General features: G+C 59.8%; 9 protein-coding genes. 3 read left to right on the forward strand and 6 right to left on the reverse strand.

Going from position 1 to position 15,390, the window contains the following annotated elements:
* Positions 1-103: 103 nt before the first annotated feature.
* On the reverse strand, positions 104-2,545 hold the full coding sequence (locus tag ACPUD7_RS16115) for a DUF262 domain-containing protein (protein ID WP_425120466.1): 2,442 nt from the start codon (positions 2,543-2,545) through the stop codon (positions 104-106).
* A 206-nt stretch (positions 2,546-2,751) separates the two neighbouring features.
* Here ACPUD7_RS16115 and ACPUD7_RS16120 point away from each other — a divergent pair, with 206 nt between their 5' ends.
* Positions 2,752-5,628: a PD-(D/E)XK nuclease family protein gene (locus ACPUD7_RS16120; protein ID WP_425120467.1), complete on the forward strand. Its 2,877-nt coding sequence runs from the start codon at positions 2,752-2,754 to the stop codon at positions 5,626-5,628.
* Positions 5,625-9,038, forward strand: a complete 3,414-nt coding sequence (locus ACPUD7_RS16125; protein ID WP_425120468.1) for a UvrD-helicase domain-containing protein — start codon at positions 5,625-5,627, stop codon at positions 9,036-9,038. Before ACPUD7_RS16120 ends, ACPUD7_RS16125 begins: the two co-directional genes overlap by 4 nt.
* On the opposite strand, the gene ACPUD7_RS16130 is transcribed toward ACPUD7_RS16125, so the two are convergent.
* The 3 genes from ACPUD7_RS16130 to ACPUD7_RS16140 are packed head-to-tail and all read right to left on the reverse strand — an operon-like array spanning position 9,028 to position 12,103.
* Complete coding sequence (locus ACPUD7_RS16130) at positions 9,028-9,750, reverse strand: hypothetical protein (protein WP_069600369.1); 723 nt, start codon at positions 9,748-9,750, stop codon at positions 9,028-9,030. The two genes, ACPUD7_RS16125 and ACPUD7_RS16130, sit on opposite strands and share 11 nt — an antisense overlap.
* Before the next feature lie 47 nt (positions 9,751-9,797).
* A complete protein-coding gene (locus ACPUD7_RS16135; RefSeq protein WP_425120469.1) occupies positions 9,798-10,601 on the reverse strand; it encodes a hypothetical protein in 804 nt (267 codons plus the stop codon).
* Positions 10,598-12,103, reverse strand: a complete 1,506-nt coding sequence (locus ACPUD7_RS16140) for an ADP-ribosylglycohydrolase family protein (RefSeq protein ID WP_425120470.1) — start codon at positions 12,101-12,103, stop codon at positions 10,598-10,600. The genes ACPUD7_RS16135 and ACPUD7_RS16140 overlap by 4 nt, the downstream gene beginning before the upstream one ends.
* A 107-nt stretch (positions 12,104-12,210) precedes the next feature.
* On the opposite strand from ACPUD7_RS16140, the gene ACPUD7_RS16145 reads away from it, so the two are divergent.
* Positions 12,211-12,831 (forward strand): NUDIX hydrolase, encoded by a 621-nt coding sequence (locus ACPUD7_RS16145; RefSeq protein ID WP_425120471.1) that lies wholly within the window; start codon positions 12,211-12,213, stop codon positions 12,829-12,831.
* Between the two features lie 21 nt (positions 12,832-12,852).
* Here the strand turns inward: ACPUD7_RS16145 and ACPUD7_RS16150 are convergent, their stop codons facing one another.
* Positions 12,853-14,160, reverse strand: coding sequence for an SIR2 family protein (locus tag ACPUD7_RS16150; RefSeq protein ID WP_425120472.1), 1,308 nt, complete (start codon positions 14,158-14,160; stop codon positions 12,853-12,855).
* A 372-nt stretch (positions 14,161-14,532) separates the two neighbouring features.
* Positions 14,533-15,279, reverse strand: a complete 747-nt coding sequence (locus ACPUD7_RS16155) for a hypothetical protein (RefSeq protein WP_425120473.1) — start codon at positions 15,277-15,279, stop codon at positions 14,533-14,535.
* Between the last annotated feature and the right edge of the window lie 111 nt (positions 15,280-15,390).

Raw genomic sequence — 15,390 nt, forward strand, 5'->3', positions numbered from 1 at the left:
ACTCTGAGAGTGCTCCTTTTCCAGAGAATATTGATGTCGTCGCAAACATCATTATCCCTGGTCAGGAGCACTTTTCTTCTCTCTGTCCGGGACCTGGACGCCCCTAATCATGAAATCCCGAGGCTAGACGCTGGAGGAGGTTTTGGAATGAACCGTCTGTGAATGCACGATGGACGGCTCGGGGATCGAGCATCTTCTCAGTCGCAAGCAACCCAGAAATCACAGCGAGCACTTCTTCTTCGGTCATTGCCTCGATCGGTGTTGATTCAACAAACGAATTCAGGGGCTGCTGGCCGATCTCGTTCATCCAGTTCTCTCGATTGAATGGGCGGAACTCTGCCGCAAACTCTTCCCTCAGTGGAACAGTATCCGAAGCCTCCATTTGTAAAGCAGCTACTTCAGCCACTGCATCAGCGAATTTTGTAAGCGTGGCATAAGGGGTCGAATCTTCTTCGTCCTCATCGAAGTCTTTGTGGACAGTCCTACTCGGTCGCAGAGTGAAAACGAGTTCCTCAGGGTCAAGATTCAGATAGTCGAAGATTCGTCGGAACAAGCTTATCTTCGTGTCGGTGCTGTTGTTGACCCAGACGCCTAAACCAGGGTCCACTACACGTAGCCCACGGACTCCCTCATGCTTAGCAGGTTCGGAGATCAGCAAGGAGTCAGTACGAGCGTATTCGAGTAATGCGGATCGGTGTTGCTGCAGCAAAACAGTGAGGAGCTTTGGAGTCATGCTCGCCCAATCCGTGACCGTTTCCGACACATCTTCGTACTCGTAGGCAGTGATTTCCCGGCCGCGGAACGACGTATCTGTTCCCAGCGGCTCTGTGGGCCGGACAACTTCGGGCGGAGCAAAGTCAGTCTCAACGAATGACCAGTATTGCAGTGCTTCACCCGTCAAGCGTGCCGACCGGGCCTCCATAGCAGCCTCGTCCCATCTCTGAGCTGTTTTCACATCCGTATTGAGCCGGTACGGCGAGGCCGCGAAACCATTGTCAAGTTCTTTTTTCGTAGTAAAGGAGGAATTAGAATACGCAGAGTTGTAACCGGTGACAGTGAGGTTGCCGATGCGATTCTCCCATGTTTCATGAATGCGTTCCGCGTCGCCACCCAGCTCATCTTCCCAAGCATGAGTCAAAGTCTGCGGCATGATGTGCTCGATGGTCAGATCGCCGGATTCGATTCCGCTGGCGATATCACGGCTGTCCATCGAATCACCGTTTTCTAGCACGTCGAACAGGTATCGACGATAACTTGGGCGGAGGTGGTATGAATCTCTGGTTGCGAAGCTCTCACCGAACTCGGAATCGGTCGGAAACCGACCAGAGCCTCCGTCACGACGCCGTAGAAGGTATGTGAGCAATGATGCGTATGTCTGATTCTCTGTACGAAGCTTACGCATCTCTGTGTACGCAGTCGCCATGATCTTGTTGACAGCGTTTGCAGCTACACCGCAGGTGACCCTGCGGAAAAGATAAGTCTCAATGATTCGGATGACCTCGTGGAGGTCGTTCTCTTCGATGACCCCACTCTTAGCATCGGCGACAACTGGCATCAGGAATGGGTGGACCACGTCGCCGATGATGAGATTGGCACGGCGTAAGCGGCGATCGACGGTGGCAAAACCAGTCGCAGCATGGGTGATAGCGCGACTGTTCTTGGAGTACTCAAACATGTCATCAAGGATCTGCGGAATGCTGTCCTTGCTTCGTTCTGCGAAACGTTTGAACGCCTCGAAGACGTCTGACTCCTTGGGAGTCTTGTTCGTTTTTGCCGTTAAATACCAGCGGATGAACCAATCTGTGTAGTAGTCGACATTCTCTTCAATGGGATTCCAACGGTCTTCATACAGGCGTTCCTGCTCTCTCAGCTGCTGATTCATCAATACGAAATTGCGGATCTTGTCGGACTCGCTGAGATTGAGGCCAGTGGAGTTCAATGACTCAAAAATTCGTTGCGGGTCATCGTGAGGTTCAAGATCAAGGTGCATCACTTCCAGCCGGCAGATTGCGTCCCAGAGTTGGGCGGCCGTCAGGCTGGTAGAAGTAAGCCGCTGGCGGAAATATCTGTAGTTGGCCGTGACGTTCGATGACTCGATGAATTCGTCTTCGGGACCGAACAGTGCTTTGTAGGCGGCGGCATCGTTCTTGACCGGTTTGAGCTTGAATTTGAGGTTGCGAGGGTCATCGTCGACAAGCAGGAAGTCATCAACGATCCTCCGGGGCAATTCACTGTCTTGACCTGGTTCGGTTTCACCAGTGTCTGCGGCGTGGGCCAAAGCCAAAATGAGCAAGCTGATTGTTGTAAGACGTTGCTGGCCATCGATGACAACCCACCTCCAGGAGCCATCTTGCTTGCCGACAACTGCTCCGAAGAAGTGTTTTGGATACCGTGCCGGGTCCGCTTGTGCCAATCGTTCAAGGTCGTCGAACAGACGAGTGCATTGAGGGATCTGCCAGTCATAGTTGCGCTGATAGACGGGGATTTCAAGAGTTGAGTTCGCTTTGTTGTAAAGCTTCCAAATCTCAGTAGGCTGGCCCTTCATTGCGCTCCTCAAGCTTGCCTGCAAGTTTTCGACTTCTCCACAGTATCGGATGCATCGAACCCTCTTTATTCCAGGGACGCGCAGTGTGCGCATCATGGCTGATTTGTATAGGCGATAGCGCGTACGCAACGAAATTTTGCAACATCGTTTGGTGAAATCCCACGCCCCTACTACTGTCGTCATCAAGCGAGCCAGGAGGAGCAGGGATGCACATTGAGTTCGGGTGGACCCTCGACCGAGCACCATGGCGGTCTCGCAGCAACACAGACGACTCAAACAACGCCGGCACCACCGTCGTCACCGGCCCGCTCGGTCTCCTCGGCATCCTCCAGACTCGGCTCGGGACGACACGCACTACGGTCGAGCGACCGGTGCGGATCGCGCAGTACCGCTCCCTTCTGGCTCAGGCTGACCACTCCTGGTATCGACGGTCATTCGCTAACGATCCATGGAACACCGCCCACCACCTCCTGCAGCTGCGCGACGACGCGATCGAAGCCGGATGGCACCCGACCTCCGACGACCAGGAATACACCGCCCACCCGCGCCTAGACGCCTTGGCCACCGTCGAAAAGCGCGTCGTCCTCGGGCCGCCCCACGACCCGACCGCGACTCTGGCACCGGGCCGCGCGGACGACCTGAGAGAAGTCCTCGAATTGCTCCGATTCCACGGCACGAACTGGCCTCTTGGCATCGACACGATCGAGCTCCGCGACCGACGTGCCGGCCTCCCACCCGTCTGGCAAGACATCGTCGCAGGTCTGAACGACGCCGGCGTCACCATCGCCGATGCCGGCCCCAGTACCGAGACTCCGAAGCTCACTATTGTCCGTGGCCGGGAAGAATGGTCTATCGCCGAGGCGGCCGCTCGCTACCTCGCGAATGTGCCCGACCGTGAGCGGATCTGCATCATCGCCGGTGATTCCACCACGGTCCTCGACCAGCAGCTGGCACGCCGGCAGGCTCCGGCACTGGGTGTGCCGAATTCGTCGCCGACGACTCCGTCAGCGCAGGTTCTGCCGGTCTTTCTCAGCGCCGTCCTGCCCCCGACAGACATTCGACGAGTCGCCGAATTCCTCCACCTCTCCTTCGGCTCCGACGGCGCCGAGACACCGGCGCTGACTCTCGTGCCGCGATCGGTCTCGTCCACGCTGCTCGGCGCACTGACTCAAGAACCCGGAATCTCCGGGGACCCCGCGTCGGCGTGGATGAAGGCGCTCGAGACACTGAAGGCTCGCGCGTACGAGGACCCCGACACAAGCGCGACAGCGAGGGAGACCGCGCAGACCCTCGACAGCATCCTGCGAGTCTCCCCGCCAGAGATCGTCGAAGACCACCTCACGCTCGACTCCTTGCAGCCAGCCCTCGACTGGCTGAGCACCCGCCTGCGCAAGCTCACTCTCCGCCAGCAGAAGACTGCCCAAAGCTCACACAGCACGACCGCTACATTCCTCGCCGAGGCATCGAACCAGATCGCTTCTTTCCGTGCCGCTCTCACGGCACTGGACGTCGACACCCTGCGGGTCCGAGAACTGTTCGACATCGCTGAATCGTGCGCCCCGCAGTCGGCTCATGCGTCGGCCAGTGCTCACGCCGCCGCATGGACCGTGGTTAACGACCCGTCTGAGGTTCCCGCTGACGCAGAGACGATCGTCTGGTGGTCATCGCGCCGCACTATACAGTCCGAGGCCGAGACCTGGGACCCCGCAGAGGTCGAGGTGCTTGCCGCCGCAGGCTGCCAGATCTCCCCGGCCACCGAACGCGAACGCCTCCGCCAAGCAGGCGAGCTCACGGGCCTCCGCTCGGCCCAGACGCTCCTGTGCTTCTGCCCCGATACAGTCCGTGGGGAAGAAGTCTCCCTCCACCCTGTGCTTTCACAGCTCGCCGAAAGTCTGACGACCGCCGATCCCGAGCAATTCGGCACGAAGTCCGTTGACGCAGTTCTCTCCCACCCCACGATCACCAAACCGGTGGCCACACTGACCGAGGACGGACAATGGCGGCTGAACAACACGACCGTCGCGACCGACCTCGCAGCAGCAGAAGTCTTCGAGCCACCGCAGACCGTCTCCCGCACCCTCGACGGCGACTTCGCTCACCTGCTGCCCGAGACGCTGTCCTACACGCAGATCGATCAGCTGCTCAGCGACCCCCTCGAGTGGACACTCAACCGAGCACTCGGACTCTCACACGGGTATTCGTTCGACATTCCCACCGACAACCGTATGATCGGCACGCTTGTCCACGCCGTCGTCCAACACCTCGTCGATGCCGGAGAAACGAGCGGCGACAACAATCCCATGGCCTCGGTGATTGCAAAGACATTCGACCGGCTGGTTCCGAGATTCGCCTCGGAACTCCTCCTGCCCGGCCAGCTCACCCGCAGGAACACGATCCGTTCAACCGCGCTCGCCTCACTCACGCACCTCTTCTCCGCCCTGCAGGAACGGGGAGTCCGCCTCACCGTCGCCGAGGCGGACTTCACCTATGACTGGACCTTGACCATTGCCGGCACGCCGAAAGTGATTGCTCTGCGCGGTCAACGTGACCTCGAAGGCACGTTCGACGGCGGGCGTCCAGCAATCGTTGACCTCAAATGGGCGAACTATGAGAAGAGATACCGGACGATGATCGACGACGGTGAGGCCGTCCAGCTCAGCGTGTACTCGCGCACAGCCGAAACTCCGACTGGAGCGAAACCGCTGACCTCGTACTTCATGCTCAAGCAAGGCCGCTTCATCTCGACGGACTCCGCTCTCGACCCGAACTTCACTGGGGGAGCAGCCGACAGCTTCGACGACGAGGGGAACGGCCTTGGCGGAGATCCTGCCGGACTCTGGCCCATCATCACACGGTCTGTGGAAGCAGCGCTCACGCACATCGCCACCGGGCGCTTCGACTCGCCAAGCGGCGACGTCCATGCAGAGCTGCAAACCGCGCCAGGAGTGCGAAACACAGACGTGACGAAAACCCTCAAGGCCCTCAAAGAAGAGGAACTGGCCGAGCAGCGACTCTTCGTCATCAGGCCACAGTCCTATAGCGACTTCAACCTCATCTATGGCATCGCGGGAGACTACTCATGAGCGTCCACGTCATCACCGCCTCGGCAGGATCGGGCAAGACCTACCGTCTGACCGAGGTCCTCTCGCAGCGACTCTCACAACCGGCCAAGCCAGGGGAGTCGCCACTTCGCGCCAGCGAAGTCATCGCCACCACCTTCACCGTCCGTGCCGCCGCCGACCTCGTCGAAAAGACCCAGAAGCGCCTGCTCGATGACGGCAACATTGCTGCTGCCGAAGAGATCAGCACCGCACTCATCGGCACCATCAACTCGATGTCCGGCCGACTCGTCACCGACTACGCCATCGATGCCGGCTTCTCCCCGGAACTCCGTGTCCTCGACGAAACGGAACAGGCGAGTGTCTTCGCCGCGGCTGTCGACGAGGTCGTTGCCGAAGCCGAAGCAACTCACCGGAACCTCCTCCTGCGCACAGGACATAACGGCGGCTCTGTGGACCAAGGCTCCTGGGGTCACGGTCCGATCGTTTGGTCACGACTGGTCAAGGCAGTCGCGGAGGCCGCGCGGGCGAACCACCTCGGCGAAACTGAACTGCGCTCTTCCGCCCGAGCCTCAGCAGAACTGTATCTCTCGGCACTGCCGGAGAAACGTTCCGACGGACGACAGACCTGGCGTGATTGTCTGGCCAGCGACATTGAGGAACTGCGCACCGCGCTCAACAGCGCGCTAGACGATGCGCCGCAGCCGGTCGAACCTCGTGTGACCGTGAAGAAGGGCAGCATCGCCAACGTCGAGGGCAGCCTCATCACGCTCGATCGTTTCCTGCGCGACCTCGATTCCCACGCCGAGGAAGCCGACCCCTTCGCACGCATCCCATGGTCGACATGGGCGAAGGTGGCAGAGGCGAACTACCCGACCGCGCCGGGCGGAAAGAAGCCAGGCAAGATTCCGCTCGAGATCCTCGAGAACTCCAGCGGGCCTCTCGCGTCCGATCAGCTGTTGACCAACAGTGCCTTCCACGATGACATCGAGGCGCTCATCAACCTGGTCATCGACACCGCGATCGCCTCACTGAGTGCCTACGAGGAACAGAAGAACCGCCTCGGCGTGATGGACTTCGTCGATCAGGAAGTCCGCGCGCTCCACCTGCTCCAGTCAAACGAACGGGTGCGATCTTCGATCGCTTCCCGGTACCGACTGCTGGCCGTCGACGAGTTCCAGGACTCGTCTCCCATCCAACTGGCGATCTTCATGGAGCTGGCTGACCTCGTCGATGAGGTGATTTGGGTCGGTGACCGCAAACAGGCCATCTACGGATTCCGCGGTGCCGATCCGGACCTGATGAATGAGGTCTTCTCCGCACTCATCAACGGAACGACTGATCTGGGTACGGCCACCTCGGAGAACCTCGGCGCCTCATGGCGGTCAACGGATGCGCCCCTTGAATTGTCGAACACACTGTTCGGTCAGGTGTTCTCCGACCAACCGATCGACGAAGTGACGCTGAGCATTCCACCGCAGCGTGAGTACCTGCGCAGCATCGGCACCAGAGAACTCTGGGTTCCGAACTCGGACAAAGGAAAGGACGCGCAGTCGGACAGTCGGATGGTGCGAACCATCGCCGAGGGAGTCACCGACCTGCTCCGGCGCTCGCCTCAACTGCCGGACGGTCCTGTCAGCCAAGGCGATATTGCGGTCCTCGTGCGAACGAACTCGCAGGTGGCGTCCGTCGTCGCCGAGCTTCGAGCGCGCGGCCTCCGTGCGGTCGGGTCGACCACCGATCTGCTCTCGACGAGGGAGGGACAGTTCGTCGCCGCCGGTCTGGCTGCTGTCGTCGATCCCAATGACAGTGTGGCGCTGGCTGAGCTCGTCACCCTGATGTCGGACCATGGCAGACACGACACGTGGTTCGAGGACACGGCGAGGATCGCCGACAAGGAGCAGCGTCACAAGCATCCGCAGGAATGGTGGCTTGATCCGACGCTGACCGCCCTCTCCGACCTGGCAGTCAATGCCGCCCATCACTCGTCGGTCGAATTGCTGCTTGCGATCGTCGACGCGCTCGACCTGCCACAGAGAATCAAGTCCTGGACCACTCCAGAGTCGCGTATGGCGACACTGGATGCGCTGTGCCAGATCGCGGGGGAGTACGAGGACGCGGCGCATCAGACAAGACTGCCGGTGACGCCCGCAGGACTACTCGACTATCTCAAGGAAGCTGCCACAGCGTACGAGCAGACCTCGGCTCACGACGCCGTGCTGGTGACGACAATGCACCAGTCCAAAGGACTGCAGTGGCCGGTCGTGGTTGTCGGGATCCCGATTGATAAGGACTATGGGCACCGGGAGATCAATGTGGAAAAGGCTCCGGTCTTCGATGCCCGGCGCCCCCTGGTGAATCGTTCACTGCGCTACCTGCCGGGAGTGCTGAAGAACTATGTGCCGTTGAAGCAGCGACTCGGCGAGCTCGACGTCGTCAGCCGGGCCCAGGCCGCTGAAGACAGAGAGACTGCGCGTCTGCTCTACGTCGCTCTCACCCGCGCTGAGTGCCACAGCATCATGGCATTCGGCGATCCGGTAGGCAGGCTGAACGTGCTCAGTGCTTCGGTCGATGACGAACTCCTGCAGTGGGACGTTCCGAAAGCCACAGACGGTGAATCCATCGCTGTGAACGAAGCTGGCACGATGCAGATTGCTGCCCGGCGCCGAACTGGCGACGATGGCGGCGAAAACCCGCATGCGCTGCCAATTCGTATCAATGCTTATTCGCTCGAGGCTGAGAACAACGGCGAGCAGTCGCTCGAACCGTCGGCTCCGTCCTTCTACGCCGCCACGGACATCCCTGCGCGGCGACCGGCCGAGACGCCTCTCCATCTTCCAGCGCGGTTCACCGCCAGCGGGGTACCTTCCGACAGCGTCAAGGCTGTTGTGGCACTCATTGCCGACCTGGGGGAGCCGTTGGTCGCAAAGGGAGGTAAGGATTGGGACCGGATCGGTGATGCCGTACATGCCTACCTCGGTCTGCCGTTGAGCAACCTGTCACACGAAGCTGCCTACGAAGCGGCCGAACGGATCCTGTCCAGGTGGGACGCAGGCCGTGTGCTGACTGCCGAGACTCTCATTGAGTTGGGACGCCGGTGGATTGGGTGGATCGCATCAACGTACCCCGACGCCGAGGTGGTCACGGAGTCCCCGATCGCGTGGCGCAATGATGATGGCCAGGTAATGGAGGGGTGGATCGATGCCCGGTTGGTGTTGCCGAATGGCGAACACATCCTCGTCGATCACAAGACCTATCCCGGTGCGGACCCGATAGGACATATCCGTGAGAACTACCTCGGCCAGCTGGAAGTGTATGCGCAAGGATTGCACGATACGGTTGGCAAACTGCCTGAGCAGGTACTCATTCATCTGCCGCTGCTTGGCGCCATTGCCGAGGTCCGTCTGTCCGTTAAGCAGGCGACTACGCAGTAAGGAGGTCCCTGATCTCCATGGCGGTCGGCAGAATGTCACGTTTGTTCGCGTTGTATACCGACATCAAGGGCACCGGATCGTGGCCGGGGAGATGCAGAGTTCCATCGGTCTGGATGAGACCCAGGCATCGGCCGTCGCGCAACATTCCCCAGAAGTCGTACCGTGAAATTGCCTGGCCGCTGACAGTCGTACCCCGGTGAAGAGCATCCTGCGCAGACTCGATGTTGTCGAAATATGGCAGTTCGTTGTCTGACATCATTCCGCTCGAATCCAATTGTGCGTTCCGTGCGTCCCATTCGGCCTCTTCGTTAAGGGCGAAGAGGAGAAGTTGGTAGATCACCCGAAAAGCAAGGGACTTCGGCGTCGAGACGGGCGTCTGAGTCGGGGCCGCCAATCCGACCGCGTCCTCGAGGAATCGAGGGATCAGCCGTCGGTCTGTCTGGTCACGCTCCGTCGACCACTCGACAGGATGTTCAATACCCCATCGTGTTCGATCGAATCTCGAAGCCATCGGTGTATGCACGTGCATTCGTCCGACTCGATTGAGGTCGATGTGGAGTTCGTTCATGCCCCGCTCGCCGATGATCGTCAAGCAGTCGTATAGACCACCTCCAGGGTGTGTCTCGACGAGTTCAAGTTCAGGGTGTCGACGGAGCAGCTCGGATGCAACCCACCACGACTGCAGGTTGATCAACCGTTCACTCAAGTTCATTGCGTCCCACTTCCTACAAGATGGCGCATCGAGGGTTCCGATGCTGCTTAATCAACGATCTCCCAATCATCGAACATCTCGCTCCAGTAGTCAGGATCATCGATGTCGAACTTCGGGTAGAGGAACGGGTTCAGTCTATCCAGTGCCACGGCCCCTTCGTCTGGCGACAGAGCATCGAATGCGGCTATGCCTGATTTGAGAATCGGAGCGAGCAGCAGGTCTTCCCTGTCGTCGCTCTCCGGGCCGGGCTCGGGAAAGTAGCACTTTTCCCATTTGCCATCGATGCGGGAATGAATGCCTCCGAAATGGTCGAAGAATAAGAGTCCAACCAGCGGTTCGGTTCCACAGTCTTGGAACACCACTCCAATGCGACTGGTCAGCACGGAATCGAACTCCAGGCCGAACTGTGCCCTCCGCTTGGTCTCCAGCTCAGCCATGACCACCCGGGCGCCATCTTCGAAGGTACTGATGGCAACGTCATTGGGAGCGGCTGCCCTGTAGTCCTCGATCGTGGCTGTCGACAGCGTGAGGACGGTCAACCCGTCTTCTTCGAAGCCGAAGAACCAGATGATCGCCCCGTCATCACTGGCACGCATGCTCATCCCGTCGCTCATGACCATGCGACCCAGCTCGGAACCATCCTGGAACAGAAGGTGGTGCCCGACCTGCTCGAGGCGGTATCCCCATTTCCAGCTGGCCGACTCGGGGGAGTGGACCCTGAACGGTCCACGAGCCAGATACTGATCATCCGGACGGAAGGCGCGGTCAAGATCGTGCACAGACCCGAGGTTGGTGATGATGAAGTCCTCGTCATCGACCTCATCGTTGTCGTCGATGTACTCCTCGCTCATTCTTCTGCTCCAGTCGTCGCAATTCGGCGGATGGCCGCGATGAACGCGGGGTTCGGGTTCGCCATCGGGAGAACGGCGTTGACGTTGCGCAGCGCATCATCGATGGGCACACCGAGGTGGCGCGCCGCATAGAGCGCACCAACGGCCGGCGTCCGGCTGTGCGCCTGCACGCAATGGAGGAGGACGGTCTTACCTTCCTTCCGCATTTGCGCGACCATATCGGCCGCCTCGGTGAGGGTGAAGTCAACGTACTGGTTGTCCTCCGCCGCTGCGGAGTCGACGAGCCAAACGCTGACGCGATCCTCTCGGCGGACCGAGTCGGGCACCTGCCGGCGACCGATCCGGCACAGGGATACGACGGCGTCCACGTTCTCAGGGAGCCGGTCAAGAGCACCGATGCCGCCGAGGTAGACGCCTCGATCATGTGGATGAGCGATGCAGGTATCGATCGCTCGCCAGTCCGAGTAGTCGCAGTAGTCGGTTGACGGCCACGCGTTGTCGAAGTCCTTGTCCTGCTCGTTCCACACGCGTGTGGCGTTGACGGCATGCTCGATGAGCTCGTCGGCCCGCCAGCCAGGCCAGCCGTGGATTCGGCGCTTCCATTCCAGAGGAATCGCACTGACTCCGTACGCGGCACCGATGAGGCCCCCAGCGATCGCCGCGACCGTATCTGTGTCTCCGCCCCCACGGACAGCCATCTCGAGAGCTCGCCTCACATGCTGTGGGTCGTTTTCGGCACGGTTGCCGCTGTGGACGATCGATGACCATGCGCCTTGCAGCGCCTGAACGACCCACCCGTTCTTCGTGAAGTACTCGGGAGGGTGTGTCTCGGCCTCCTCGATCCGGCTCAGCCAGAGGCTATGAGTGTCTTCATGAAGCACTGCGCCAGCACTGGCTTCGAGACCTTTTCGGATGTCGAGCTCGCCGGTGTCGACCGCGTGGGAGATCGCTGCGGACCAGATCGCACAAGCAGCCTTAGCGTCGTGGTGAGGGTGGGTGAGCTCACTCTGCCCTGCAGCCGTCATCGTCACATATTCGAGGTCCTGCCCGACGAGACCATACGGGGCCGTGCGCATGAGAGATCCATTGCCGGCGGCATCAGGGAAACGCTCCTGGAACTCGCGTGCAGCGGTCTCCGCGGCGATGTCCAGCCGGTAGTAGTCGCCCCTGGCGGCCAACTCGACCTCGCCGAGGACCGCAGAGGTCTGATTGCCGACATCCTTGGCATCGTGCATCCATTCGATCCAGTGCTGAACAGCCGGGCGCAGGTTGTATCCGCGGGGGCGTTCGCCGGATTCGACGACCTCAACCAGGGGGATCGCCATTGCGGTGTCATCGGTCCATTCACCGGTCTCCCAGCCGAAGGCTCCACCGCCCTTCATCTCCACGGGCATATCGGCGGCGTATGGTCCTCCGAATTCGTAGGCAGCCCCGAGCGCGTCGCCGCACGCAAGACCGACCATCACTCCGGCCGCTCGGTCCAAGTGTCCTGGCTTCATCATCGCGGTGCCTTTCGTCTGTGATCCGCTCGGGAGAAGCGAATCTCGATAGTTAGCGCGAAACTGCGCTAACGAATGACAGGTTAGCGCAGTTCTGCTTTAATGTAAACATGACCGTCTGGACCGATGACAATGGCAAGCGACTGATCGACTATCCGCGGCCGTCGGTGGCAGTCGACACCGCCCTGCTCACGGTGAGAGATGAAAAGCTGTGTGTGGCTGTCGTTGACCGCGAGGGGTCGAGGCGTCTACCGGGCACGTTTCTCCATGAAGGGGAGCTCCTCGCCGAGGCGGTCGAGCGGTCGCTACGTCAGCGAGTGGGCTTGCGGGGAGTGATTCCTCGACAATTGCGGACTTTCGACGCAATCGACCGAGACAATCGGGGCCGCGTACTCACGGTGGCGCACATGGTCGCCCTTCCACAGGAACGACTGACGGGGATCGACGTCATCCCAGTCGATGAGGCGGTCGGACTGGACTTCGACCACGACTTCATCGTTGCCGAAGCGGTCGCCGCGTTACGTCGAGCGTATGCGGATCATCCCGACCCGGCCTGGTTGCTGGGGGAGTGCTTCACCGTTCTCGACCTGCACCGAACACATCTGGCGATCGATCCGGCGACGGCGCATAAAGACACCTTTCGCCGTGCAATGTTGCGATTGCTGGTGGAAACAGAACGCATGGAAGAAGGCACGGTCGGAAAGCCGGCGCGACTGTTCCGGCGAGCGTGATCGGTCCGTGCCAGATTGAGCTCAGCTGAAGGTGCCGAATCTGTCGATGGCTGAGGTTGCAGCCGCGATCGAAGGGTCGTCCGATTCGCGGCTCAACGAGTGGATGCTGGTGATGAGTTCCTTGAGCTTCCTTTCGGGGCCTGTCAGCTGTGACTCGAATGCTGGATCGAGTAAGTACTCTCGGCTGTCGGTGGAGAGCATGAGGAGGTAGTCGAGGAAGATCTCGAGGGTGCGGCCGGCAGTCACGGGATCGGTTCCGTGCGGTGTCATCGGTTGCAGCGTGATCTTGTCCTTCCACGCCTTCTGCTCAAGGGAATCGTCCGCGAGGGTCAACGCGATGGCTCTGCGGGCGATCGATTCGGGGGAGACCTCGCGGACATCGTGGAGGATTTGGTGGAAGTGATCGTCGCCGAGGCCGAATCCGATGAAGACTAGTCGCTTCGTCACCAGACTGGCTTTGACAAGGGCTGCAAGAACGTTCCGGTTGGCATCGAAGCCGAGGTAGTCGCTGCGGGTGAGGACGATGGTGGATGCGTCGGATACCTTTCCGTGCATCTTCAGCAGCCAGCGGCTGGCGGCGGAGTTCTCGTCTCCTGGAATGACGGCACACTCGTATTCGGCGTCGTAGCTGGCGATTTCGAACAGTTCGTCGTAGTTCAGCGTGATGGCTTGGTCGAGCGGCAGATTGGCGATGAGCGTGGGTGCCAGTCCGTACAACGTCTTGTTGACCAGCTCGGCGACCGCTGTGTTGAATTCTTCTGGACTGGGGTAGAGGTTCTTGAGGATCTCTGCCTGGTCCAGTGCGCCTTTCGCCGCCAGCGACGCCTGTTCGGACTCGGTGAGTCGGTCGGCGACCTTGTCAGTCAGCTGAGAGACTAGCGCGGGCCATGATGGTGCACCTGCGGAGATGCTGATGCCGGCTCCTAGAAATGGCACGACATTGCCTGATAGGCAGTCTGCTGCGAGTCCTTCAGCGGTTTGTTTGACTTCGGACGACAGCTCGCACCACCGACGCTGCTGATTCTCACGTCGGATGCGCTGTGCCAGCCCCATCTGTGAGGCGCTTCGCACGACGATGACAATATCGACGAGGTGGCTCGCCGCCGCCTGTTCGGCTGATTCGAGGACGACCCGGATGAGGTCACCAAGTACCTCGGAACCTCCACCTCCGCCTGATCCGATGACCGGCATTGCCAGGAGCGGAAACGGCCGCGACCCAGCCCTGCCTGATTCTGAGACAGCCCGGGCCGCCGTTTCAGCGAAGCTGTCGATGATGTCTGCGAACTCCGAAGCATCGTTGAAGCCGAAGAAGGGGACTGCGGTGAACACCGGAATCGGTCCGGATTCGTCCCATGCTTCAACCGCGGACGCGTGCGTCTCTCCTGCACGAAAAGCCCCATCACAGAAGTTCTTGATTGCTTCGCACAATGCTGGATTGTCTTTCGTCCAAGACGAACGCACCGACAGGCTGCGGTCCGTGGGAACCATCCAGGCATCGCACGCCACATGAGTCAGGTCTCCGCGCGTGACAAAGACATGCGGCATCGGGGAGCGCGAAGGACTCGAGGCGCGCGGATAGTCGTTCATGATCCAATTATGACCACGAGCAAGTCAGAGGTGGAAAGTCCCTGCTGTGAGCGTGAAACCTTCAGTCGGAAACCACGGCAGTCTGTTCTGCATCCGAAATTCCCATTCGGTGTATCAGCCCTGTGAGTACGCGGACGCGGCCAGACAGACAGACTCGCCAGTCACCCCTGCAGGGTTGCTCGATTCAGTTCTGCGTTTAGGTTTTCGCCGCCCCGGAGGGATTGGGTCGTCAGCCAGTGCCGAATTTGGAGACGGCAAGGCTAGCTCGTCGATCACCACCACGTGGCGATGCCATCCAGTTCCAGATTGATACCGAGCTATCCGGAGCTCCAATTTCTCAGTTGGATCACTGCGGACTCGCTGTGCACGTCCCTGAAACCAGACATTTGTGATGCCGCAGGGCAACTCCAAGTTTGCAATTTGTTCGACTGGACCATTGTTGTACTCGTCAGATAGGCGATAGAAGTAGCTACCTTGGATTTCGGTCCTGGCGAAAAGATATAAGTGTCGTTGTTCCGCTGATTGCGCCTGAAGCTTTTTGATATTTTCAGTCGCCCAGTCCTGCTCTAACTCTTCCATCAAGTGAGCTGCTAGCTCGTTGATTCTTGCAGAGTTCACTCCGCTTTCCGAAAGTGGTTCGTTTGCTCGCTTCGAACTCGCCCATTTTGCTAGCTGGTCTGCTGCAGGAGGTGATGTTACCTCGACAATCCCGCGTCCGTCAGCAGTCGACCAAGCCCCGTCAGGCATGCTGTTCCCACCTCCGGCATCAGCGAGCTGGATGTTGATTCCAAGTACCTGTTCCATGGCGAGGAACGCAATCTCTTCTTCGCGACTCGTAGTAGTTTCAGCGCTGTTGCTCATGCTGTCGATAGTATCGACAATCGCGTCCGACTTGTTTTGTGCCCCGCGCTGTTGTCGCCGAACTTGTTAGTTTTGTCCCGGTTTTAGAACGGTCGCTGGAGCAGTCGGTAT

The sequence above is a fragment of the Brevibacterium sp. FAM 24630 genome (assembly GCF_049804075.1).
Lineage (GTDB): Bacteria > Actinomycetota > Actinomycetes > Actinomycetales > Brevibacteriaceae > Brevibacterium.

What these genes read in the sequence shown, in the direction of transcription:
- ACPUD7_RS16145 (WP_425120471.1), top strand. Translation starts at nt 12,211, where the DNA reads ATGACCGTCTGGACCGATGACAATGGCAAGCGACTGATCGACTATCCG.
- ACPUD7_RS16120 (WP_425120467.1), top strand. Translation starts at nt 2,752, where the DNA reads ATGCACATTGAGTTCGGGTGGACCCTCGACCGAGCACCATGGCGGTCT.
- ACPUD7_RS16115 (WP_425120466.1), bottom strand. Translation starts at nt 2,545, where the DNA reads ATGAAGGGCCAGCCTACTGAGATTTGGAAGCTTTACAACAAAGCGAAC.
- ACPUD7_RS16135 (WP_425120469.1), bottom strand. Translation starts at nt 10,601, where the DNA reads ATGAGCGAGGAGTACATCGACGACAACGATGAGGTCGATGACGAGGAC.
- ACPUD7_RS16125 (WP_425120468.1), top strand. Translation starts at nt 5,625, where the DNA reads ATGAGCGTCCACGTCATCACCGCCTCGGCAGGATCGGGCAAGACCTAC.
- ACPUD7_RS16130 (WP_069600369.1), bottom strand. Translation starts at nt 9,750, where the DNA reads ATGAACTTGAGTGAACGGTTGATCAACCTGCAGTCGTGGTGGGTTGCA.
- ACPUD7_RS16140 (WP_425120470.1), bottom strand. Translation starts at nt 12,103, where the DNA reads ATGATGAAGCCAGGACACTTGGACCGAGCGGCCGGAGTGATGGTCGGT.
- ACPUD7_RS16155 (WP_425120473.1), bottom strand. Translation starts at nt 15,279, where the DNA reads ATGAGCAACAGCGCTGAAACTACTACGAGTCGCGAAGAAGAGATTGCG.